This is a genomic window from Streptomyces sp. NBC_01426, from assembly GCF_036231985.1.
Classification (GTDB): Bacteria; Actinomycetota; Actinomycetes; order Streptomycetales; family Streptomycetaceae; genus Streptomyces.
The window spans coordinates 686171-706888 of sequence record NZ_CP109502.1 but is presented as its reverse complement, the minus strand read 5'-3'; the positions used below and the strand labels follow the sequence as shown (position 1 = coordinate 706888).

Here is a 20718-nt window from a genome sequence, read left to right as displayed (position 1 = left end):
CGCGCCCCCTCGAACCAGGCCCTGGCCGCCGCCCTCCGGGCAGCCCGGTGGACACCCCGTGATCTCGTCCGGGCCCTCAACCCCCGCTTGGAAGCCGCCGGCCAGCCCACCTTGCACCTGACTGCCGGCCGGGCCTGGCTCAACGGCACCAGGCCCCGCTCCGCGACCGTGCGCCGGCTCGCGGCCACCGTCCTCACCGAGGCCACCGGCGAACCTTTCAACGCCGCGGACCTCTGGGGAGAGCCCGCTGCGGGCGGCGCGACGGCCGAGAAGACCGCCACCGACGACCTCGTCGGCCGCCGCTCGGTCGCCGACGTCCTGGCCACCGCCACCGCATGGACCGCTACCGAACCGCAAGAGCAGGCCATCCTCCACCCGGCAGGCGACAGCCAGCTCCTGAGCGCCGTCTGGGACGCCACCCGACAGAGCCCGCTGCGCACCGCTGCACCGGGCACCCAGGAGCAGGTCCTGCCCGCGTTCGTCGACGTCCTCGAAGGCCACCTCGGCCGCCTGCGGCGCCTGGACGACACCGCCGGAGGCGGAGCCCTGTCCCAGCGGTACGTGCGCATCGAACTCGCCGGCGTCCTCGACCTGGTCCGCAGCAGCAGCTACACCACCGACGTCGGCACCCGCCTCCTCGCCACCGCCAGCGGCATGGCCCAGCTCAGCGGGTGGATGGCCTTCGACGCCGACCTCAACGCGGCCGCTCAGCGCTACCAGCTCCTCGCGATCCGCCTCGCCAGAGCCGCCGGCGACACCACCACGGTCGCCAACGTCTTAGGCATGCTGGCCTACCAGCACGCCGCGACCGGCAAGCCCGCCGCTGCCCTGCGCTACGCCGAAGCCGCCGTCGACCACACCGCCCGCAGCAGCCCCGTCGTCCGCGCCCGCGCCTGGGGCCGCATGGCCACCGCCCACGCCGCGGCCGGCGACATCAGCGCCTTCCGGGACGCCACGGACCGCTGCCGAACCCTCCTGGAACACCGCCGCGACGACGACCCGCCCTCCTTGTACTACTTCACCCCCGAACAGGTCTCCGCCGAGGCCGGCCACGCCCTCGTCGAACTCGCCGCCACCAACCCCGCCCACACCAGGCGCCTGCTCGCCGAGGCGACCACGCTCCTGTCCCCCCTCACCGACCACGGCCCCACCAGCGGATTCCCCCGCTCCGCCCTCCTGCACGGCATCCACCTCGCGCACGCCCACCTCCTCGCCCGCGACCCCGACGCCACCGCAGCCACCCTCCTGCAACTCGCCGACCGGGTACCCGACGTGCAGTCCATCCGCTGCCGCAACCTCCTGCGCCGGATCCGCCGTTCAGCAGGCGCCCGCATGCGCGCACCGGACGGCGCCCGTGCGCTCACCGCCGTCGACAGGGCACTATCGGCTTCATGACCTTCGTGCCCACCGCCTCCGACGCCCCGGCCGCGATACGCCTGACGCCCTCCGTGACCGCCGCGCACTACGACCACCCGGACGCCCGGCGCCTGACCCAGGCCCTCCGCGCCGAACAGCACACGTTGTACGGCTTCGCCGACGACCCGGACGCCACCCCCGAGGCGGACTTTGACCCGCCCGCCGGCCTGTTCCTCATCGCCCACGTCGGCGACGAGGCGGTCGGGTGCGGAGGCGTACGCCTCCTCGATGAGCACACTGCAGAGATCAAACGCATGTACGTCTCCGGTGAAGCTCGCGGCCACGGAATCGGCCGGTACCTCCTCCAACGTCTCGAAGGGCATGCTGCCAGCCGCGGCGCGACGCGGATCATGCTGGAGACCGGACGGCGCAACACCGCCGCCCTCGCTCTCTACCATCGGGCCGGTTACCTGCCCTGCCCCTCCTACGTCGCCGGACGCGACGCCCGAGTCAACCGGGCCATGACCAAGCTCCTCGGCAGCAGCTCACGGTGACTGCTGGAGGACCGCCCCGCCCGGCGCCGGCTTCCTGCCGAGGAGGGTGAAGTACTCCGTCGCGATGATCGACTCCCGCTCCGCTGCGGGAAGCCGGGAGAGGATTCCGGGAAGGGGCCGCTCCCGCGCGGCTTCGCTGCGGTGTGCCAAGATCGCGGCCAGTTTCCGGTCCGTGCAGTCGCTCACGTCGACCGTCTCGGTGACGTGTCCGTCCGGCACGCTGAGCACCTTCTTGCCAACCCGCGTCAACAGCGCACCCAGTTCGCCCACCCCCGAATGTGGATGCGTCGCGGCGTACAGCGAGTCGGGCTGCCACGGAGCCCCGGCCTGCGGGTAGAGGTGTTCCAGGCCCGCGGCGTGGAACGCCAGCAGCGCCGCCTGGTGGGTGCGGAGGTGGTCCGGGTGGCCGGTCAGCTGGCCGTAGGCGTCGTGGGTGACGACGACCTGTGGCCGTACGGCGCGGATGTGTTCGACGATCAGCCCCGCTACCTCCTCCAGCGGGGCGTCGCAGAGCCGGGGCCGGCCGGGCGCGGAGTCGGGGATGCGAGCGTCGGCGAATCCCAGCATGCGCGGCCTGCCCGCCCCCAGGATGTCCAGGGCTTCTGCGAGTTCGCCGGCCCGGTGGCTGTCGGGCGCCCAGGTGGCGGTGACCACGGCGGTCGTGGCGCCCGCGGCGGCGTGCTGCGCGAAGACGCCGCCGGCCAGGAGGGACTCGTCGTCCGGATGGCCGAAGATGCCCAGCAGGGACGGCATGGACGCAGAAGAGGACGGAGGCACGGTAAGACCTTTTCTGTCGAACGTGGTCGCGGGAGGTGGTCGGTGCCGGGCTAGCGGCCTGGGGAGGCGTACGGCTGGAAGTGGGCGGCCGGGTGGTCGAGCGGGAGGGCGGGGTTCCAGGCGGTCAGGCACTGGGCGCTGGGCACGAACAACGGCTGGGGCAGCGCGGTCAGAGGCCAGAACCGCCAGGAGCCGATGGTCTCTTCGCGTTGACGGGGGGTGCCGGAGCAGCGGGTGATCAGGACGGGCACCGTCAGCCGTACGACGTCGCCCACCCGGTCCAGGAGCGTGCCCAGCACCTGTACGTCGTCGGGCTCGGCTACGAGGCCGGCTTCCTCGTGGAGCTCGCGGACGGCTGCCTCGGCGAACGTCTCGCCCGGTTCGACGGTCCCGCCGGCGAGCTCCCAGGTACGGCGCCGGTGTCGGCCGAGCAGGATGCCGTCCGGGCCGTGCACGATCACACCGACGCCGAGCGCGGTGTTCGGCGGGGGAGGTGCGTTGGTGCGGGGACGGCTCGGCACGCGTTCCGGACGGCGGGCCGTGTACAGCCGGTAGGAGACCGCGTTGTCCGTCGTCGGAGAGTCGATCGCTGTGACCGAGTCCAGGGTGAGGCCGTGCTGGACCAGGAGGTCTTCCCAGAGCTGCACGCTGAGGACCCACATGTTCACGGGGTGGTCCTGGGTCGTGCCGGGCAGCCGCAGGATCTCGGGGCGCGGGGTCACCTCGTTCGAGGGCCCGGCGCCGTCCGAGTTGGTGTGCAGCGCGGAGAAGACCAGGCGTCCGCCCGGTTTGAGGCCGTTGGCCAGGGCGGGCAGCAGCCGGTTGGGGTCCAGATACGGCAGGGAGCCGACGGAGTAGATCAGGTCGTACGGGTCGGCAGCGCGCAGGTGGTCCACTGCGTCGGCGCACACCAGGTGCAGACCGGGGTGGTCCGGGTAGCGGGTGAGGGCGCGCTGGTGCTGGGCGGGTGAGGCGTCGACGGCGGTGACCTTGGCGCCCAGGGCGGCCAGGTTCGCGGCGTGCCGGCCGAGGCCGCTGCCGAGGTCGAGGACGCGTAGTCCCGCCACCTCACCGAGGGCGTTGATGCCGGGGCCGGTCTCCGGGATTCCCCAGTCCCACCGGTCCAGTTCGGGCAGCTGAAGTCCTCTGGTGATCTGGTGGGTGCCGTAGGTGTTCCAGATTTCGAGGGTGTCCTTCTCGGTGGTCACCGAGTCCTCCATCGGCAAGGGGTGAGTGGGGGTCAGGGGTGCAGGGCGTAGCAGCGGAGCACGTCAAGGTCGGCGGCCTGGACGGCGGACCAGCCGGAGGTGAGGGTTTCGACCTCGGCCGGTCTGATCCCGAGACCTCGGAGAGGGTCGGTGTCCTCGCGGCGTCCGGCGATCTCGGTGACCACCCAGAACGTCCCGCCGGGGACAAGGAGATGGCGGACGCGGTTGAGGAAGGCTGTCTTGTCCTCCATCCACCGGTAGACGAGGCGGCAGGTGATGACCGCGTATGCGGGCTCCGGCAGGTCCGTGAGGTCGCTGGTGGTGATGTCGACGCACCGCCACGCCGGACCGGGGGTGGGACCTTCGTCGTGGGCGGCGGCGAGTGCGACGGCGCTGGGGGAGATGTCGATGCCAGTGGTGCGGTATCCGAGCTCGTGGTGAAGGTGGCGGGCCAGGGCGCCGTCGCCGCAGCCGATGTCGAGGGCCGGCCGTCCGCGGCCGGGGCCGAGGTGTTCATCCATCAGCCGGTTCTCGGGGCCGTCGAGTTGCCGGTAGCGACGACCGCCTGCCCAGAGCGGTTCCCAGTAGGCGGCGGTCGCGGTCGTCGTCATGAGGCTCCTTCACGGGCGGGCGGCACGGCGGTACGCCCGGGCGGGACGGGCATGTCCCGCAGGGCGCGGACAGGGGAGACGAGCAGGAGGATCACGGGGACGATCTCGAGGACCGCCCCGACGGTGAGGGTTCCCCGGACGCCGAGGAAGAGGACCAGGGCGCCGGCGGCCGCGGAGGCCAGGGGCCGGGCTCCCGCGGTCACCGTGGTGCTCGCGGCCTGCATGCGGCCCTGGAAGCGGGGCTCGCACAGGATCTGCCTCAGGGACCTCTGGCTCGTCCCGGAGGCTGTGGCCCAGAACAGCTGAACGGCCAGCGTCCCGGCGAGCGCGATCTGCCAACGGAGTCCGGGTCCGGCGAGCAGGAGGGGGATCTGGGCCAGCGGGCTGACCGCGAACCCGATGATGATCGTCGGTCCGATGCCGAAGCGGGACGCGATGCGCGGGGCGAGGAGCGCCCCGGCCAGGCTGCCCGCCCCGCCGACGCCCATGATCACGCCGAACTCCGTCGGGGATACATGCAGGTCGACGAGGAGGTAGTACGCCCAGTACGTGTTCATGACCGCCAGGCCGAAGCTGAGCGTGGACAGGGCCGCGATCACTGTGCGGATCGTGGGCTGCCCAGCCACGTAGCGCAGGCCCTCACCGATGTCCCGCGAGAGGGTCCGGCGGCCTTCGGGCGGAGCGGCGACCAGCTCGGGGGTGCGGATGCGCCACACGAGAAGGGCGGAGACGAGGTAGGAGAGGACGTCGGCGAGGACGGAGCGGGCGGCGCCGATGGCGCCGACCAGCGCGGCGCCCGCGTTGCTGCCCGCGCTGTCGGCCACCGACGAGGCCGCGCCGAGCCGGGAGTTCGCGCGCTGCAGCAGGTGAGGTTCGACGAGGACGGGCAGGTAGCTGATGGCGGCCGCGTCGTGCACGATCTTGGTGATGCCCAGGATGACGGCGACCGCGTACAGCTGGCCGATGCCGAGCACTCCGGCGAAGGCGGCGGCCGGGATGGTCGCGAGGCCCGCGGCGGCGGTGAGGTCCGCGGCGATCATCTGGGGGCGCTTGGCGTAGCGGTCCGAGAGCGCGCCGGCCGGGAGCGCCACGACGGCATTCGGGAGTTGGCCGAGGAAGGCGAGCGCGGCGATCTGGGTGGTGGAGGCGTGGAGTTCCAGCACGGCCAGGGTGGGGAGGGCGACGGTGCTAACCGCGGATCCGGAGAGGCTCGCGCACTCGCTGGCGACCAAGCGGCGCAGATCCGGGGAGGTGACCGTCGAGGCCTTGGCCGTCTGGGTGGAGGTCGTCACCCGGCCTCACCGCCCAGCAGTTCTGGGGCGATCACGTTGGCGTAGAGCCGGCCGGTGGAGAAGTGGGTGAGGACCGCGTGGGTGAAGGGGTGGCAGTCGGGGGGCGGGGCGGTCGGGTCGACCCACACCAGCTCGGTGTGCGTGCCCGGCTCGCGGTTGTACGGGGTGCCCTCCCACTCCCGCACCGTGAAGGCGGCGCCGATCACCCGCTCACCGTCCGCCGCGTGGAAGTGGAGCAGCTGGCAGAACCGCAGGCGGTCCGGGCTGATGTGGATGCCGACTTCCTCGGCGAGCTCGCGCACCGCTCCCTCGTCGAGGAACTCGCCGTCCTCAAGGCGTCCTCCGACGACCGTGAGCATCCCGGGGGAGTGCCACGACGTCGCCTGGTGCCGGACGGTCAGGATCCGGCCGTCGCCAGGACGCTGGAGCAGGACCATGACGTTCCCGATGCTCCGGTGTACGGCGCTCACGACCGGTCCTCCTTCATGAGCCTGTCCAGGGTCCGCCGACCGCGGGCGGTGACCTCGGCGTCGCCGTTGTCCGGGCCCCAGGCAAGGCAGTTGACCGCGTCCAGCGCGGTCAGGCAGCGGAGCGCGTGCCGCTCGGCGTCGGACAGCTCCCGCCCGTAGGACAGGAGGAACGCCTTCTCGCGGTCCGGATGGTCGGCCCACTGGGTGGTGGCGAGGATGACGAGGTCCTGGACGCGCGCGGCCGGCCGGGACCGTTCGAAGTCGATGAGGGCGAGCCCGCTCGTGGACCACAGCCAGTTCCTCGGCTGGTTGTCGCCGTGGATGTAGCCGACGGGTACCGGGCCGACGCGGCGAAGGCGTGCGGCGTGGTCCCGGATCAGCTGCTGCTCGTCCTGGTTGAGCCGGTCCCCGGCGCGAGCCAGGTACTTCTCCGCTCCGTCAGCGGCGGCGGACAAAGAGGCTTCGGCCTCCACCTGGTCGCCGCGGTCGAGTGGCCCGGCCTCGTGGAGCCGGGCGCAGAGCGCCCCGGCCTGTTGGTGCACGGTCCGCCACCCGGCGGCGCCCAATCCGAGTTCCTTCGCCGGGGCGCCGGGAACCGCGGTGAGCAGCAGGGCCAGGTCCTGGGCGCGGCTGTCGACGAGGTGGGGCGCCCGGGTGTGTCCGAGTGCGGGGACGATGTGACGGTAGGCCCGGCTCTCCCGGGTGAAGAACTTCACCGAGGGCGAGACCTTCAGGTAGTGGTGCACCCCGCGTTCGCCCTCCAGATCCCACACCCGGGAGCGGTCCCAGCTGTGCGAGGCGTCGCGGACGGACACGACGGGGCCGATCCGCTGTTCCGCCCAACGCTTCAGGGCCGCGGGCAGCGGCTTCGTCGAGCTCATCCGGCACACCTCGCGACCGGGCGCGGGACGGCGGAGCGGCAGAACGCACCGCCATCAGATTCGGTGAGATCGGGGAACACGGTTCCTCCCGGGGTGTCGGTCGCGTTGATCGTCGGAGTGCCGGATGGGCAGACCAGGCCGGCGGCGGCCGACCCTGGCCGTTGCCGGCCGGAGTCGGCTCAGTACTGCGGGCAGGGGATCAGGTCGGATCGGGCGCGCCGCCGGTGCGCTGCTCCAGTTCCCACAGGGTCCGAAAGAGCCCGGGCTCGCGGGTGAGCTGCGCGTACGTGCCTTCCTGGACGAGGCGGCCCTGGTCGAGGACGACGATCCGGTCGGCCACTGCGACGTTGGCGAGCCGGTGCGTGATCAGAAGGATGGCGCGGTCCTTGGCCAGGTCCCGCAGGCCGGTGAAGACGTGGTGCTCCGCCCGGGCGTCGAGCGCGGCCGTGGGCTCATCCATCACCAGCAGCTCGGCCTTCCGGTGAAAGGCCCTGGTCAGGATGACGCGTTGCCACTGCCCGCCGGACAGCTGGTGGCCGCCAAACCACTCGCTGGTCAGGAGGGTGTCGAGGCCGGAACGGAGGGCGGGCAGCATGTCCGCGGCTCCGGACGCCTCGCAGGCCGCCATGAGCGCGGCGTCGCTGGGGTCGCCCTGCCCCAGGGTGACGTTGTCGCGCAGCGTCAGCGGCAGGTAGGTGAACCGCTGCGGCGCGACCGCCACGTGCTTCCACGCCTCCCACGGCTCCAGCCGCGCGGTGGTCGTGTGATCCCAGGCCACTTCCCCGGAGGTCGGCAGCAGCAGTCCGCAGATCAGCCGGGACAGAGTCGTCTTCCCTGACCCGTTCTCCCCGACCAGCGCCACGATCTCCCCGCGCCGTACCTTCAGCGATACCCCGGCCAGGCTGTCCTTCTCCGCACCGTCGTACCGGTAGGTGACGTCGCGGACCTCGAACCGTTCCGGCGGCGCCGACAGCATCTCGGAGCCACGCGAGGCCACCATCGCCTGCCCGTGCGCGTTGTCGATGAAGTTCTGCCAGTCCTGCACGTACCAGCCGGTGCGCACCAGCCGGGCCCCGCCGTTGATGATGCCGCGTACGGAGCCGGTCGCCGTCTGCAGGGCGAAGACCGCGCCGCCGCCCGCCGCCAGGTCCATCCGGCCGGAGACCAGGAGCCACAGCAGGGTCGCCCAGACCGCCGCCGAGGCGACTCCGCCGGCCGCCGCGCCGGCCAGGCCCATCCAGGCCCCGGTGTTCGCGGCCTCGCGCTCGGAGACGTTGACGGAGGCGGCCAGGCGCCGGTAGCGGCCGAGGAGGAACGGGCCGGCCAGGCAGGCTCGCATCTCCTCGCTGGACTCCATGTAGGACATGTGCCAGCGCAGCTTGTGCAGCATCCGTCGGCGCCCCGACGTCTCCAGGCTCGCGAGGTACACCACGCGGGCCGCGCGCACGTACGCGGCGGCCTGCGGCAGGCACGCCAGGAGCAGCAGAGGCAGGAGAATCGGGTGGATCACGGTGAGGACGGTCGCGCCGGCGGCGAGGGTCGCCGTGGCGGCCAGCACGTCCTGGGCTTCCTCCACGAGGTCGGGAGTGACCTGGGCGCCGCGGTCGGCGATGTCGTACTGGTCGTTGTACCCCGGCTTGTTGTTCGCCGCGGCCTCGGCGCCGAGAGCCGCCTCGACCATGCTGACTTCCGCGGCCCGGGCGAGCACCGGCCGCAGCCGCCCGGTCAGCCAGGTCACCGTGACTCCCAGCAGGGCGCGCAGCCCGGCAGCCACCGCGATGACGGCCAGCTGCGGAGCCGCCTCCCGCAGCCGCTCGGTGATGTCGCCGGAGGCGATCAGCGCGGTGAGGGTCCCGGTCACGGCGAACAGGCCCAGTGCGGCCAGCACGCCGGTGCCGATCTGGCACGCGAGCAGTCCGGCCGTCGCGCCCCGGTCAACCTGCCACGCCATCCGCAGCGACCGGCGCACCAGCACGGGCAGGCGCCGCGCCATCGTGGTCGTCGTCATCTGCGCGCCGGCCTGGATCCGGGACTCGTCCCGGTACTGGAACTCCTCCTCCTGCGCCGCGCCCCCGCTGTCGGGTGGGGTCCCCTCCGCTTCGTCCGTGCTCGGCTGTGCGGCTGTGCTGCCCGAGGTCAAGTCGATCCCCCTGTCGGTCGTCACGGCTGGTTCGCGAGGCTCAACGACACAGCCCGGATATCGAACACACGTTTTTCGGTCGGTCCTGAAGTCCCGGGATAGAGCGTTCGAGGAACCGTGGGAACAGCACCGACCCAGCTCTCGCAACGGCACTGCCACAAAGGGCGTTTGGCCGAATCGCCGAGGTTCCCAAGCGCCGTACGCCAGCGGGCGCGTTGGTGCGTATGGGGCCCGTCGGACTTGTAGAGTGCGGGGCTTCCGGTACGCCACGACTCTTGTGGAGCTGACTGTGCACGTGCTTGGTGGCCGCCCTCGAGCGGCCCATCCCGGCGGAACCCTCCTCGGGACGAGCGGAGGGCGATGACCTGTGGCGATCACTGATTCCGACATCGCGGGAGTGCTCACCGCCTACCTTGAGCGCTACCCGCAAGAGGCCGGACAACTGGCCGAGCCTCTGCGGCTCCTGGCCGAAGGCCGGGGGGTCGCCTCGCGGCGGACCTTCCCGATGCACGTCACCGCCGGCGCGCTGCTGGTCCGGGACCACGCCGAGGTCCTTCTGATCGAACACCTCGCGTACGGGATCACTTTGCAGCCAGGCGGTCATCTGGAGCCGACCGATACGACGCTGGTCGGCGCGGCGCTGCGGGAGCTGTCCGAGGAGACCGGCATCGACCCTGGACAGGTCGCCCTCGTCTCTGCGCACCCTGCCTATGTCGAGTTCGGCCGGGTGCCGGCCAGGCCCGCAAAGGGCGAGCCGGACCACTACCACCTGGATTTCGGCTATGTCTTCACGACGGCAGACGCCGAGGTCGGGCGTATCCAGGAGTCCGAGGTGACCGGCGCCGCCTGGTACCCGCTGGATCTCGCGGAGCGCCTCGTCGGGCCCCGGATCGCGCGGGCGGTCACCACATCGACCGGAATCAGGTAACCCCTGCGCCACCGGAAGCTCTCGTGGCGGCCGGCTGACGGGCAGGGAACATGCCGTCATAGAAGACGCCGGGGCAAGCGCGTTCGGCGTCATGCCTCTGCCGGAAGCTCGGCGACGATCACGAGCCAGCTCGTCACCGTGACGTCGTCTGGCTTGGACTGGGCGGTGGCCTCGGCGAGGATCGCCATCTTCTGCTCGTAGGAGAGGGCGCCCTCGGGGTGGGCGAAGACGGGAATGGACAGCCAGGCCGCCCTCTCAGCGGTCGTGGTGTGCTGGCCGGTGACCTCCGCGGCGACAACGTGCAGCCCGGCATCGGCCAGCAGCCCGGTGATCATGGGGAGCGGGAGCTTCGGAGGGACGGCGGCCGTCGGCGGGACGATGCCGTAGTCCCGGTTAGCGATCTGCTCGATCAGGGCGCTGAGAGAAGGCCCGGTCGGCGGGGACAGCGCGTCGGGGTGGGTGACCCCGGCGAAGGCGCCGCCGATGTTGAAGACGAACCGGCCTCCGGGCCGCAGTACACGGCGCACCGCAGTGACCACAGCGGCGACGTCCGTCTTCCACACCGCCGAGTTGCACACGACGGCATCCACGCTGCGCGCCGGGACATGGTCGGCCAAACCTTCGGCAGAGCCGTTGACCCAAGTCAGCCGGGGGTCGCTCAGGAGTCGGCGGCCGATGCTCTGCATGGCGGCGGAGCTGTCGAGGGAGAAGACGGTGGAGTCGGGCGGCGCCAGGGCGAGGATCGCCTCGGCCGTCGTACCGGTGCCGCCGCACAGGTCGACGATCACACGACTGCGGGTGAGGTCGGCACGCGCGGCCAGATCGCGGCTGGAGGCGCTGTACATGGGGTAGGCCCGGGTGAAGGCGGCGTAGGTCTCGGCGGTGATGTCGTCGTCCCAGCCGGTGAGGGCGTCGTACTCCAACGGGTTCCTCGCTCTCGTGGTCGGGTGCCGCACGTGGCGGGCGTGGAGGTGATCTGGATCCGCTCGAACCGAACCGAACCGAACCGGCGGTGCGGGGCCGGGTGTTTTGCGTGTCCTTGAAGCCGGTCGGGTCGCGGTGGGCTCAGTCGAAGGACGGCTTGACGTTGCGGCTCCGCTTGAGCTCGAAGAAGCCGTCCGTCGCCGCGACCAACGCCAGGCCGTCCCAGAGCTGTCCGGCGGCTTCGCCGCGGGGGGCCGGAGTGATGACGGGACCGAACAGGGTCGTGCCGGCGATCCGCAGGACGGGGGTCCCGACGTCGAGGCCGACCTCGTCGAACGCCTCGTGGTGCGAGTCCTTGATGCGCTGGTCGAACTCCGTGCTGGAGGCCGCCGCGGCCAGCGAGGCCGGCAGCCCGGCCTCCGCCAGGGCTTCGGTAATGACGGTGGGGTCCTCGCGGCGCCGCTGGTTGTGCAGCCGGGTGCCGATGGCCGTGTACAGCGGCCCCAGCACGGGGCGGCCGGCGTGTTCGGCGGCGGCGGCGCAGACCCGCACCGACCCCCAGGCCGTGTTCATCAGCTCCCGGTAGTCCTCGCTGATGCCCTTGCCGCCCCGCTGGTCGAGGTTGAGGTAGGCGAGCGACATGATCCGCCAGTCGGCGCGCACCGGCCGAACCTGCTCGACTTCCAGGAGCCAGCGGGAGGTGATCCAGGCCCAGGGGCACAGCGGATCGAACCAGAACGGGACCTGGACCTCGTCGCCGCGGGTCTCTTCGGCGATCGTCATGATGCGTACCGTCCAATCTGCGAGTGGCACTGCATGGCTACGTTGTCGGGCGGATGGGCTAGATGTTGAAGAGCCCGCCCTGGACTGGGATGTTGCTCTTGGCGGTGCGCCCCGCCACCTTCACCAGGGCGGCGAGGTCGGCGAGCTGCGCGGCGTCGTCTGCAGCACCAAGGAGGCGGAGGAACACCTGCGCGGTGACGTCGACGTCGGCGTAGGCCCGGTGGCGGGCGGCCGGCTGCGCGATGGCGAAGTGCGCCAGCAGGGTGTCGAGCTTGTAGTTCGCCAGGCCCGGGACCAGGTACTTGGCGAGGGGGATGGTGTCGAGGAAGTCGACACGGGACAGGGCCGGGCAGTGCTCTCGGGCGTTGTGGATGACGTTCGCCTCGGTCGCGGCGTGCTGCGCCACCAGCAGGTACCGGCCGCCAGGGGTGAAGCGCCGGTCCAGGGCGCCCATGACGTGCGCCACGTCCGGGGCGCCTGCCAGTTCGGCCGCTGTCAGGCCGGTCTGGGCCGTGTCGGCCGGTGTCACCGGGGCGAACGCGGGCGGCCGGATGAGGGAGGTACTCCGGCCCGCCTCCGTCCACGCACCATCTGGGCAGCGCAGGGCGAGAGCCGCGACTTCGATGGGCTGCGCCGGGTAGCCCGTCGGCGTCGTCGTCTCGAAGTCGATGACCACGAACGTCGTTGCCCGGAAGTCGGGGTCGTCGGTCAAACTGCCCATAGGTTCGCCGTTCATCTCGGTTGGGTGGCAGCGCTGGCGCGCGCCCTGCTCATCGAGGAGAGCACGTGCCAGCGCCTGCCCGGGTGGGTTCTCGTCAGTGCCCGATGAGCCGGACCACGGCCGCCGTGGCCGCGGGCAGATCCGGCGCGTTCCAGAGGCGCTCGCCGGTCCAGGTCTCGCTCAGGGACCGGTAGAGGTCGGACATCACCGGCAGGAACTCGCCCGGCAATGGGGTAGGAGTGGGCCACCGGTGCCGGGGCACGCCTTCGGCGATCAGCTGGTTGACGGGGACTTCGAGCCCGTTGTTGACGTACCAGTTCCGCAGGACCTGCTTGCCGCAGTGCACGCCGTCGAAGAGCAGGCGGCTCTCGTCGGGCGTGCCGGGGCTGTCGGCGAGCACGAGGCCGCCGTCGGCCGCCACCACGAATTCGAGTTTGCCGTCGCAGTGCCGCAGGCCCACCGTGCGCGCGTGTTCGGTCAGCACGCGGTTGACTGTGACGGTGGTGTCGAGCAGGGCTTGGAACCGGTCGTCGTCGAGGCCCGTGAGGCGTTGGGCTTGTGCCGCGTCGATGTACTGGTTGACGTCGTCCAGCATGGTCGCGAACTCGACGAGCGGGTCCTTCAGCTCCTCCCCGACCGCGGGGAGGGAGCTGAGTCCGGCCTGGGCCGGGGTGAGGGTGCCGGCTGCGAGACGGCGGTGGACGGAGCTGCCCTGCGGGAGTTCGGTGCGGACAAGGACCTGCACGGGGAGCAGGGTGTTGCGGACGTCGGGGGCCAGGGGCACGGCGTCCGGGGCGGGTAGGCGGGCGAGATCGAACTCGATGTGGCGGGGGGCGGTGAACCGGCGGAAGTGGGTTCGCACGCCGGCCGCCTCCAGCAGGGCGAAGTTGAAGGCGGCCATGCGGGCGATGGCCTCGCCCTTGCCGGGGATCAGGTCCGGCATCCGGCCGTAGTGGAACACCGTGTAGGCGTCGGTGTACTCGAAGATCCCGACGCCCGCACTGGATTGCGTGACAGGGGTGGCGACCTTCAGGTTCTTGGTCGAGTGGAGGACGGGCATCATGCTCCTCTGCTGCGACGGCCGGGAGCCGTCACCGGTCGGAATCGGCGGTGGACGGCGCGGGGACCGATGCGGGGCCGCTTTGGGTGGCCGCCCGGCGGGCAGCAGCCAGCCCGAGCGCGCAGCCGGGCGGCATCGGAACTCCGGCTCGTGACGGCAGGCCCGTGGTGTCTTCGTCGCTATCGCCGGTGGGGGCCAGGTGGCCGTCGACCACCCTGAGCACGTGCATGCCGGCGGCGAGCGCGGAGGCGATGCCGTCCGGGGCGTCTTCCACGGCGAGGCAGCGCTCCGGCGGGACGCCGATGCGGCGGGCGGCCTCCAGGAACAGTTCGGGGGCGGGCTTGCCGCGTGCGGCGTCCTCCCGGGTGACGACAGCTTCGAACTGGGGGGCCAAGCCCAGGGCCTCGATCCCGGGATGGACGAGGATGCGGCTGGCCGCCGACGCCACGGCGCAGGGCAGCCCGGCTTCGCGCGCCGCGTGCAGGAGCGCGACGCTGCACGCGATGGGGGCGATGGTGTTCATGTGTGCCAGGAGGTGGGCGCGGCTACGGCCGATGATCTCGTCGTGGGGCAGCTGCCGTGCGCCCGGCAGCGCGGCGAGCAGGTCGTGGATGGACAGGCCGAAGCGTCGGCGGTACCAGTCCGTGTCCAGGTCGAGCCCGTACGGCTGGAGTGCCGCCCGCAGCGACTGCTCCTGGTTGGCCGTCGTGTCGGCGAGGGTTCCGTCGAAGTCGAAGATCACGGCCAGGATGCCGTCGGGGATGGCTGGCGAGCAGCTCGCGCCGAGGGCAGGGTTCGGGCTGCTCGATGCAAGGGTCCTCTTGTTCATGCCGGCACCACTTCCGCGCGCTGTCCGCAGCACATGCACGGCGCCCCCTCGCCCGCCCACGGCTCACGCAGGCAGTCCAGGCCGGGCCCGGCGCCGCCGATCCAGTCACGGATCTGCGCGGCGGCCTCGTATTCGTCGATGACGCGCCGGTCGATGACGCGGTAGCGGGCCGGATCGGTGGCGGCGACCCGTTCGAACAGCGCGCACGCCCGGCGCATGAATGTGGCCTGCTCGGGGGTGAAGACCCGCCGGTCGCGACGCTGCGCGCGCACCAGCGCCTGGTCGGCGTCGTCGGTGACCAGGATCGTGAGATCGGGCAGCGGCCGGTAGAAGGAGGCGAGGTCGAGCAGGGCCAGGGCCGTCTCCAGGGCTTGGTCCGGGTGATCGGGGTGCAGCAGCAGTGCCTGGCACACCGCCGTGGTGTCGACGCTGCGGCCTTCGACGACCGTGCGCCCACCGGCCAGGTCGGGGAGCAGGGTGTCGAGGTCATGGCGCTTGATGGCCATCAGGAGGAGAGCCTCGGCCATGGGTGTGCCCCCGCGCAGGAACGGGTCGCCGGCGCTGGCCGCGCGCAGCGCCTGGAGCAGGGCTTCGCCCAGTCCGGGGCGTCCGTTCGCCCGCTGGGAGAACTCGTCCAGCATCAACGGCTTCTCGTCGAGGGCTTCGACGGCGCGGTTGGTCAGGTAGGTCTTGCCGACGCCGTTGAGTCCTTCGGCGGAGATCAGCGGGCCGCGCGTGCACGCGTGGCGTACCGGGGTGATCGTCACGGGCGGGAATCCTTTCGGAGACGAGGACAGGGCGCCGGAGCGGCATGCGCGGACGGGTCCGGCGGTACCGGCTTCCCGGTCGGCGGTCACGGTGCCCACGCGGCGGCCGCCTGGGCGATGACATCGGCGTAGTGGTCGAGGGTGGCCTGGGTGTCGCCCTCGGCCAGGACGACGGCGAGCGTGTGGTCGAGGATCTCGGCCGTGCCGCGGCAGGGCTGCTCCGGCCGGGGGAAAGGGGGCCGGGTGTCGCAGGGCACGAGGCGGAAACTGCCGGTGGAGTTCGGCACGCCCTGCTGCGCGAGATGTTCGGCGAATGCCCGGGGGCTGGGAAGGCCGATGTGCAGCAGCGGGGAGAAGCCGTTCCACTCCTCACCTGCGGCAGGGGCGAGGGCGGTCAGCCCGGGGACCCGCTCCAGGGCGTTCAGGAGGTATCGGGTCTGGGCGCGGCGCCGTTCGATCAGATCAGGCAGGCGGCGGAGGTTGGCCAGGGCGAGGGCGGCCAGGGGCGCGGCGAGGCGGGAGTTGGTTGCCAAGCGGCTGAGCGGGGCCTCTCCCGGTGGGGCGGGCTGCCAGTGGCTGCGGAAGGCGCGCGCGTGCTCAGCGACCCGGCCGCTGGCCGTGGTGAGGAACCCACCTTCGCCGCTCCACAGGATCTTGCCGTCCTTCATGCTGAAGCAGCCGACCGTGCCGACTGTGCCGGCCAGCCGTTTGTTACGGACGGTGCCGACGGCCTGGGCCGCGTCCTCGACGACCGCGAGTCCGTGCTCGGACGCGAACGCTGCCAGCGCGCCGGGGTCTCCCATGCGGCCCCACAGGTGGACCGGGATGATCGCCCGGGCCCGCGTGGTGACCTTCCGGGCCGCGTCCTCGTAGTCCAGGTCCAGGGTGGCCGGGTCGCTGTCGACGAACACCGGCGTGGCCCCGAGAGCACGAAGAGGTGCCACAGTCATGATCACGGTGAGCGCTGGTACGAGGACGTCGTCTCCCGGTCCGATCCCGCACGCGGACAGCGCGGCGTGCAGAGCAGCGGTGCCCGAGGACACGGCGACCGCGTGCGCGGTGCCGAGAGCGTGCGCGGCTTCGTCCTCGAACCGTCGCAAATGGCCCGAGGCTGCCGGGTCGGGCATGGCCGACAGGCTGGCGGTCACCTCTTGCAGGAGCGGCGCCTTGTCAGGGGGCGGGGGAAGGTTCACCGGCTGGACTCCTTGTTGAGCAGGCGCGGCATGTCCAGGACCAGGGGCCACATGTTCACGCAGTCCCGGCTGAAGTGAGAGCAGTCCGTGCACGGGGGCCGCCCGTCGAAAAGCGTCCGGGCGTCCGCCCCGGCGATCGTGCGCCGCCGCTCGGCGGGGGTCGCGGCGATCCGGCGATCGGACGGGCAGTCCCACAGCGAGCCGTCCGGCTGGACGAAGAACAGCTGCGCACCGCCGAAGCACTCCTGCACGCGCCCGCCGGCCTGGGTGGAGATCGCGGAGACGAAGCGCAGCATCGAGCCGGGCGAGGGAACCTCCAGGCCCGCCGGGTCGGCCTGCAGCTGGGCCAGTTCCTGGGCCACGGTCACCGTGTCCTCGGGGGTGTGCGCGAGCTCGTCGAACAGCTTGTGATCGGGTGTAAGGGAGATCGGCTGCGGCACGAAATAGTCCACGCCGAGCTCGGCGCCCAGCCGCGCCACCTGGGTGATCTCCTGCGGCGCCGGCCGCATCACCACGCTGTAAATCCCGACCCGCGGCGCCGGGCCGTTGCCGCGGGCCCGCAGCAGTGCCTGAATGCCGGCCACCACGTCGGCGTGGCCGAACTTCCCGGAGCGGGAGGGCCGCAGACGATCGTTGGAAACCGGGTCCACGCTGTCCAGGGACACCGACACCCCGTCCACTCGAAGCTCGATGAGACGTTCGGCGATCCCCGGGCGGGTGAGAGGGATGCCGTTCGTGGCGATGACCACCTCGCATCCCGCGTTCTTGATGATCTCGATCAGGTCCAGGGCGGCGGGCCAGTCCAGCGGCTCGCCGCCGGCAATGACGACCCGCTCGACCGGGGAGCCCTCCAGGGTCCGCGCGAACGCGGTGATCTCCTCCCGGCTCAGGTCGTTGCGGGAGATGTGCGACAGGATGCCGAGCTGGTCCGGCGGGCTGACCTTGTGCTCCTCCACGGTGCCGAAGTAGCAGTACAGACAAGCCACGGCGCAGCGGGACCGCAGTCCCCACAGGAGCGTGATGTCACGACGCATGGACGGCCTCCCGCCGCTGGATCAGGTCCTCCACGGCCGTCCGGAGTGCCTTCGCGCTCTCGGCCCGGCTGCAGCCGTTCACATCCAGCACGGTGAACCGGTCTGGGTGGGCGCGGGCGAACTCGCGGTAGAGGACGTCGGCCTGTTCGATCACCTCGAGGTCCCGGCCGTCGAGCACCCGGCCGGTCCGGGCGGCGAACCGGCTGGTGGCGACCTCCCGGTCGCACGTCAGCAGGACCGTCGCGTCGGGGGCAGGGCGCCATGGCGCCATGGTCGCCAGGATGCGCTCCGCCAGTGCCTGAGGCTGTACGCCCGGGTGCTGGGCGGCCAGGATCACCGCCTGGTAGAGGGCCGTGCTATCGACCCCACGGTCTTCGAGGATCACCTCGACGCCGGTCAAGTCGCCCTCGCTCAGGCGCTCGTACTCGCGGACCTTCAGAGCGAGGAAGGCCAGGGTCTCGACGACGGGATACCCCGTCCGGAGAAAGACGTCCTCTGTCGAGCGGAGAGCGGCGATCACCTGGCCCGGCAGCGTGTCGCCGTCCTGGTCCGTCAGCTCGCTCAGCCGCACGCACCGCGGGCCCAGCTCGGCCGCGACCGCACGGATCGCCTCGCTCTTGCCCGCCCCGTTGAGACCCTCGACGCTCACCCACAACGGCCGGACACGGCCAGCAGCGGCACGAGGCACGGGAAGGACGGGGGCCGTCGTGCCCGTCGCCCTCCGACCCGCGGCGCGCCCGGCCGGGGAACCCAGTTCAGCGCTCATGCTGCTCCTCCCAGGGGAAGACGACCCAGGTGTCCGTCAACGAGGCGATGTAGTCGATGTCGCGGTGGGGGTCGGAGCTCTGCGTCCAGTTGGCCCGGTTCACGGCGAGGACCGCGGTGCGCACCCGGGCGGGGCCGAGGTCATGGATCATCCGGGCCGTGTGGGCGAGGGTCACGCCACTGCCGGCGATGTCGTCGACGAGCAGCACGTCCAGGCCCGTGAGGTCGCCGAGCGACGCGGGGTTGCGGACGATGGGGACCGTGCTCTTGGCGGCGTTGATGCCGTCGCTGGTGGTGCGGGTGACCTCGACGGTCCGCACGTCGCGGATCGCGAGCCGGTGGGCGAGCCACGCGGCCGGGATCATGCCGCCGCGGACGATACCCACCACCACCTGCGGCACCTCTGCGGCCGCCACCTGATGCGCGAGGGTTGCCGTCGCGGTGGTGAGGTCGTCCCACGTCAGGAACAGCGGGCCGGGCCGGTCAGCACGTAACGGTGAAGTCGACGATGGTTCCATCTGCTCTACCTCCTTCTCGGTCGACTCGCCTGCCGGTACCTGGGAGCGCGTCACTGGGCGGCGGCGAGGGTGAGGAACTGCTGGGAGAGCACCGGGTCGCTTTTGAACCGTCCGCCCACCTGCAACGTGGTGGTGCGGGCGGCATCCATCCGCACGCCCCGCATGCTCATGCACAGGTGCGTACCGCGTACGCGGACGGCGACGTCCTCGCGCCCGATCACGTCGGTGAGGTATCCGAAGAGTTGGCGGGTGAAGCGTTCCTGGACCTGGAGCCGACCAGCGAAGCGCTGTGCGATCCGCCCGAATTTGGACAGGCCCAGCACCTCACCGTCCGGTACATATCCGGCGGTGACCTCCAGGCTCATGGGCAGCATGTGGTGCTCACACAGCGACCAGACGTTCATGCCGCCCACGATGACCAGCTGGCCGCTCAGCTGGGATTCGGTGAAGCAGGTGTCCACTGCGGCGCCGTCGGGGGACAGGAACGCCTTCCACCAGGCCGCGACGCGGCCCGGGGTGCCGGTCAGCCCGTCCCGGGTGGGATCCTCGCCCAGCTCGACCAGGAGCTGGGCGATCAGGCCGGCGACGCGGTTGGTGTCGATGCCCGGCGCGGACCGGGCGGGTGCGGGTACGGCGGCACTCAGGGCCGCCTCAGGGCCGGTGACTGACGTCGTCATGGGCTTCTCTCGCTTCCGGGGGCAGGGGAACGAAGTGGCAGGGGCGGGAGATCAGCGGCCTCGCGCGTCCGTGAAGGCCAACACGTGCAGCCGGGTGGTGAAGTACCAGTGCCGGGCCGCGACCGCGTCAGCGAGGACCCGGGTCGTGGCGGTGATCTCGTCTGCGGTGGTGCCCTCGGGCATCACCCACACCGGCGTCAGCCGGTGCGAATCGGCGAGCTCGGCGATGCGGTCGAGGTCGGCCACCGAGGAGGCGACGAACTTGAACGTCGCTCGCCCGGACGCTGCGAACGCCTCGAGCACGGTGGGCACCACGCTCTTGGCTTCGTCCATGCCGAAACTGGCGATCTTGGGCGACACGTTGAAGCGGACCCCGTCGACCACCAGCTCCGGGACGGGCGCGATGGTGCCGTTCGTCTCGAACTCCACCCGCTTCCCGGCGGCCAGCAGTCCCTGGACGAGCGGCACCAGGCGGGCCTGCTGGAGCAGCGGCTCCCCACCGGTGATCACGATCAGCTCCACCGGTGAGGACGTGACCCAGGCCACGAGGTCCGCCGCCGTCTGCTTCGTCGACTCCTTGCGGGGGTCGAAGTGGTCCCAGTCCCACGTGTACTTCGTGTCGCACTTGGTGCAGCTGAGGTTGCATCGGGACAGGCGGATGAACAGGGCGGGGTGCCCGCAGCTCGGGCCCTCTCCCTGGAAGGTCGGCACCTTGACGCCGAAGCACTCCGCGACGATCAGCCGGAGTGCGGCGTCGCTTGCCGCCGGGTCGATGTCGATCGGCTCGAAGGTGGTCACCGCTCCTCCACGTCGAAGCGAGCCCAGCTGCTCGCCGTCTCGCGTACCAGGACGGCGACCAGGCGGCCGGGGATCTTGGGCTGGAGGTTCTGGATGACCCAGCCGGCCAGGAACTGAGCCAGGCGCTCCGAGGTCGGCTCGAAGGGGAGGATCTCGTGCAGGTTGCGGTGGTCCAGCTCGGCGGCCAGGAACTCCTTGAACGGGGCGAGCGCGCCGAAGTCCGTCACGAAGCCGGGCCCCTCCAGGGTGGGGGCGGTCAGGAGGACCTCGACCTCGTAGCTGTGGCCGTGCTGGCGGGCGCACTTGTGCTCGGGCGCCAGCCCGAGAAGGCGGTGGCCGGCCTCGAATCCGAACTTCTTGCCGATGGTGAAGGCCCCGGGCGGCAGCTGAACGGAACTCAAATCCATGATCTTCCTTCGAGAGTCGATGACG

23 protein-coding genes are annotated in these 20718 nt (G+C 71.6%); 3 read left to right on the top strand and 20 right to left on the bottom strand.

The genetic code is table 11. The annotated features are described in order from the left end of the window. Nucleotides 1–111 precede the first annotated feature (111 nt). Both OG906_RS41970 and OG906_RS41965 read left to right on the top strand, forming a co-directional pair. A complete protein-coding gene (locus OG906_RS41970; RefSeq protein WP_329449233.1) occupies nucleotides 112–1395 on the top strand; it encodes a hypothetical protein in 1284 nt (427 codons plus the stop codon). Further along, on the top strand, nucleotides 1392–1910 hold the full coding sequence (locus tag OG906_RS41965) for a GNAT family N-acetyltransferase (protein ID WP_329449010.1): 519 nt from the start codon (nucleotides 1392–1394) through the stop codon (nucleotides 1908–1910). Before OG906_RS41970 ends, OG906_RS41965 begins: the two co-directional genes overlap by 4 nt. On the opposite strand, the gene OG906_RS41960 is transcribed toward OG906_RS41965, so the two are convergent. The 7 genes from OG906_RS41960 to OG906_RS41930 form a co-directional block, all read right to left on the bottom strand. Further along, on the bottom strand, nucleotides 1902–2663 hold the full coding sequence (locus tag OG906_RS41960; protein WP_190148928.1) for a PIG-L deacetylase family protein: 762 nt from the start codon (nucleotides 2661–2663) through the stop codon (nucleotides 1902–1904). The two genes, OG906_RS41965 and OG906_RS41960, sit on opposite strands and share 9 nt — an antisense overlap. 74 nt (nucleotides 2664–2737) lie before the next feature. Further along, a complete protein-coding gene (locus OG906_RS41955) occupies nucleotides 2738–3895 on the bottom strand; it encodes a bifunctional class I SAM-dependent methyltransferase/NUDIX hydrolase (RefSeq protein ID WP_229877989.1) in 1158 nt (385 codons plus the stop codon). Between the two features lie 32 nt (nucleotides 3896–3927). Then, nucleotides 3928–4506 carry a class I SAM-dependent methyltransferase gene (locus OG906_RS41950; protein ID WP_329449011.1) on the bottom strand — a complete coding sequence of 193 codons (579 nt, stop codon included), beginning with the start codon at nucleotides 4504–4506 and terminating at the stop codon, nucleotides 3928–3930. Beyond that, nucleotides 4503–5798 carry an MFS transporter gene (locus OG906_RS41945; RefSeq protein ID WP_190148931.1) on the bottom strand — a complete coding sequence of 432 codons (1296 nt, stop codon included), beginning with the start codon at nucleotides 5796–5798 and terminating at the stop codon, nucleotides 4503–4505. Before OG906_RS41945 ends, OG906_RS41950 begins: the two co-directional genes overlap by 4 nt. Beyond that, nucleotides 5795–6268 (bottom strand): NUDIX domain-containing protein, encoded by a 474-nt coding sequence (locus OG906_RS41940; RefSeq protein ID WP_229877991.1) that lies wholly within the window; start codon nucleotides 6266–6268, stop codon nucleotides 5795–5797. Before OG906_RS41940 ends, OG906_RS41945 begins: the two co-directional genes overlap by 4 nt. Further along, the gene (locus OG906_RS41935) at nucleotides 6265–7149 is read right to left on the bottom strand and encodes a phosphotransferase (protein WP_190148932.1); all 885 of its coding nucleotides are present in this window, start codon (nucleotides 7147–7149) and stop codon (nucleotides 6265–6267) included. The genes OG906_RS41940 and OG906_RS41935 overlap by 4 nt, the downstream gene beginning before the upstream one ends. A 199-nt stretch (nucleotides 7150–7348) precedes the next feature. Continuing rightward, on the bottom strand, nucleotides 7349–9289 hold the full coding sequence (locus tag OG906_RS41930; protein WP_443067515.1) for an ATP-binding cassette domain-containing protein: 1941 nt from the start codon (nucleotides 9287–9289) through the stop codon (nucleotides 7349–7351). A 367-nt stretch (nucleotides 9290–9656) separates the two neighbouring features. On the opposite strand from OG906_RS41930, the gene OG906_RS41925 reads away from it, so the two are divergent. Further along, the gene (locus tag OG906_RS41925; protein ID WP_190148933.1) at nucleotides 9657–10217 is read left to right on the top strand and encodes an NUDIX hydrolase; all 561 of its coding nucleotides are present in this window, start codon (nucleotides 9657–9659) and stop codon (nucleotides 10215–10217) included. An 89-nt stretch (nucleotides 10218–10306) separates the two neighbouring features. Here OG906_RS41925 and OG906_RS41920 read toward each other — a convergent pair whose 3' ends face one another. From OG906_RS41920 to OG906_RS41860, 13 genes are all read right to left on the bottom strand, one after another. Then, nucleotides 10307–11140: a class I SAM-dependent methyltransferase gene (locus OG906_RS41920; RefSeq protein WP_329449012.1), complete on the bottom strand. Its 834-nt coding sequence runs from the start codon at nucleotides 11138–11140 to the stop codon at nucleotides 10307–10309. 142 nt (nucleotides 11141–11282) lie between these two features. Further along, the gene (locus OG906_RS41915; protein ID WP_329449013.1) at nucleotides 11283–11924 is read right to left on the bottom strand and encodes a mycothiol-dependent nitroreductase Rv2466c family protein; all 642 of its coding nucleotides are present in this window, start codon (nucleotides 11922–11924) and stop codon (nucleotides 11283–11285) included. Between the two features lie 58 nt (nucleotides 11925–11982). Beyond that, nucleotides 11983–12660: a 3'-5' exonuclease gene (locus OG906_RS41910; protein ID WP_229877993.1), complete on the bottom strand. Its 678-nt coding sequence runs from the start codon at nucleotides 12658–12660 to the stop codon at nucleotides 11983–11985. Nucleotides 12661–12739: 79 nt separating this feature from the next. Beyond that, nucleotides 12740–13708 (bottom strand): phosphoribosylaminoimidazolesuccinocarboxamide synthase, encoded by a 969-nt coding sequence (locus tag OG906_RS41905; protein ID WP_329449014.1) that lies wholly within the window; start codon nucleotides 13706–13708, stop codon nucleotides 12740–12742. A 28-nt stretch (nucleotides 13709–13736) separates the two neighbouring features. After that, nucleotides 13737–14534: an HAD family hydrolase gene (locus OG906_RS41900; RefSeq protein WP_329449015.1), complete on the bottom strand. Its 798-nt coding sequence runs from the start codon at nucleotides 14532–14534 to the stop codon at nucleotides 13737–13739. Then, on the bottom strand, nucleotides 14531–15301 hold the full coding sequence (locus OG906_RS41895) for a thymidylate kinase (RefSeq protein WP_329449016.1): 771 nt from the start codon (nucleotides 15299–15301) through the stop codon (nucleotides 14531–14533). The genes OG906_RS41900 and OG906_RS41895 overlap by 4 nt, the downstream gene beginning before the upstream one ends. 86 nt (nucleotides 15302–15387) lie before the next feature. Then, a complete protein-coding gene (locus tag OG906_RS41890) occupies nucleotides 15388–16494 on the bottom strand; it encodes a DegT/DnrJ/EryC1/StrS family aminotransferase (RefSeq protein ID WP_229877997.1) in 1107 nt (368 codons plus the stop codon). Then, nucleotides 16491–17528, bottom strand: coding sequence for a radical SAM protein (locus OG906_RS41885; protein ID WP_329449017.1), 1038 nt, complete (start codon nucleotides 17526–17528; stop codon nucleotides 16491–16493). Before OG906_RS41885 ends, OG906_RS41890 begins: the two co-directional genes overlap by 4 nt. Next, nucleotides 17518–18294 carry a dTMP kinase gene (locus tag OG906_RS41880; RefSeq protein WP_329449018.1) on the bottom strand — a complete coding sequence of 259 codons (777 nt, stop codon included), beginning with the start codon at nucleotides 18292–18294 and terminating at the stop codon, nucleotides 17518–17520. The genes OG906_RS41885 and OG906_RS41880 overlap by 11 nt, the downstream gene beginning before the upstream one ends. Continuing rightward, nucleotides 18284–18811 (bottom strand): phosphoribosyltransferase, encoded by a 528-nt coding sequence (locus OG906_RS41875; RefSeq protein WP_329449019.1) that lies wholly within the window; start codon nucleotides 18809–18811, stop codon nucleotides 18284–18286. The genes OG906_RS41880 and OG906_RS41875 overlap by 11 nt, the downstream gene beginning before the upstream one ends. A 50-nt stretch (nucleotides 18812–18861) precedes the next feature. Continuing rightward, the gene (folE, locus tag OG906_RS41870; RefSeq protein WP_329449020.1) at nucleotides 18862–19488 is read right to left on the bottom strand and encodes a GTP cyclohydrolase I; all 627 of its coding nucleotides are present in this window, start codon (nucleotides 19486–19488) and stop codon (nucleotides 18862–18864) included. A 51-nt stretch (nucleotides 19489–19539) separates the two neighbouring features. Next, nucleotides 19540–20286 (bottom strand): 7-carboxy-7-deazaguanine synthase QueE, encoded by a 747-nt coding sequence (locus tag OG906_RS41865; protein WP_329449021.1) that lies wholly within the window; start codon nucleotides 20284–20286, stop codon nucleotides 19540–19542. Further along, a complete protein-coding gene (locus OG906_RS41860; protein WP_329449022.1) occupies nucleotides 20283–20693 on the bottom strand; it encodes a 6-pyruvoyl trahydropterin synthase family protein in 411 nt (136 codons plus the stop codon). The genes OG906_RS41865 and OG906_RS41860 overlap by 4 nt, the downstream gene beginning before the upstream one ends. Between the last annotated feature and the right edge of the window lie 25 nt (nucleotides 20694–20718).

What these genes read in the sequence shown, in the direction of transcription:
- OG906_RS41965 (WP_329449010.1), top strand. Translation starts at nt 1,392, where the DNA reads ATGACCTTCGTGCCCACCGCCTCCGACGCCCCGGCCGCGATACGCCTG.
- OG906_RS41960 (WP_190148928.1), bottom strand. Translation starts at nt 2,663, where the DNA reads ATGCCGTCCCTGCTGGGCATCTTCGGCCATCCGGACGACGAGTCCCTC.
- OG906_RS41950 (WP_329449011.1), bottom strand. Translation starts at nt 4,506, where the DNA reads ATGACGACGACCGCGACCGCCGCCTACTGGGAACCGCTCTGGGCAGGC.
- OG906_RS41935 (WP_190148932.1), bottom strand. Translation starts at nt 7,149, where the DNA reads ATGAGCTCGACGAAGCCGCTGCCCGCGGCCCTGAAGCGTTGGGCGGAA.
- OG906_RS41915 (WP_329449013.1), bottom strand. Translation starts at nt 11,924, where the DNA reads ATGACGATCGCCGAAGAGACCCGCGGCGACGAGGTCCAGGTCCCGTTC.
- OG906_RS41910 (WP_229877993.1), bottom strand. Translation starts at nt 12,660, where the DNA reads ATGAACGGCGAACCTATGGGCAGTTTGACCGACGACCCCGACTTCCGG.
- OG906_RS41905 (WP_329449014.1), bottom strand. Translation starts at nt 13,708, where the DNA reads ATGATGCCCGTCCTCCACTCGACCAAGAACCTGAAGGTCGCCACCCCT.
- OG906_RS41900 (WP_329449015.1), bottom strand. Translation starts at nt 14,534, where the DNA reads ATGAACAAGAGGACCCTTGCATCGAGCAGCCCGAACCCTGCCCTCGGC.
- OG906_RS41885 (WP_329449017.1), bottom strand. Translation starts at nt 17,528, where the DNA reads ATGCGTCGTGACATCACGCTCCTGTGGGGACTGCGGTCCCGCTGCGCC.
- OG906_RS41880 (WP_329449018.1), bottom strand. Translation starts at nt 18,294, where the DNA reads ATGAGCGCTGAACTGGGTTCCCCGGCCGGGCGCGCCGCGGGTCGGAGG.
- OG906_RS41875 (WP_329449019.1), bottom strand. Translation starts at nt 18,811, where the DNA reads ATGGAACCATCGTCGACTTCACCGTTACGTGCTGACCGGCCCGGCCCG.
- folE (WP_329449020.1), bottom strand. Translation starts at nt 19,488, where the DNA reads ATGACGACGTCAGTCACCGGCCCTGAGGCGGCCCTGAGTGCCGCCGTA.
- OG906_RS41860 (WP_329449022.1), bottom strand. Translation starts at nt 20,693, where the DNA reads ATGGATTTGAGTTCCGTTCAGCTGCCGCCCGGGGCCTTCACCATCGGC.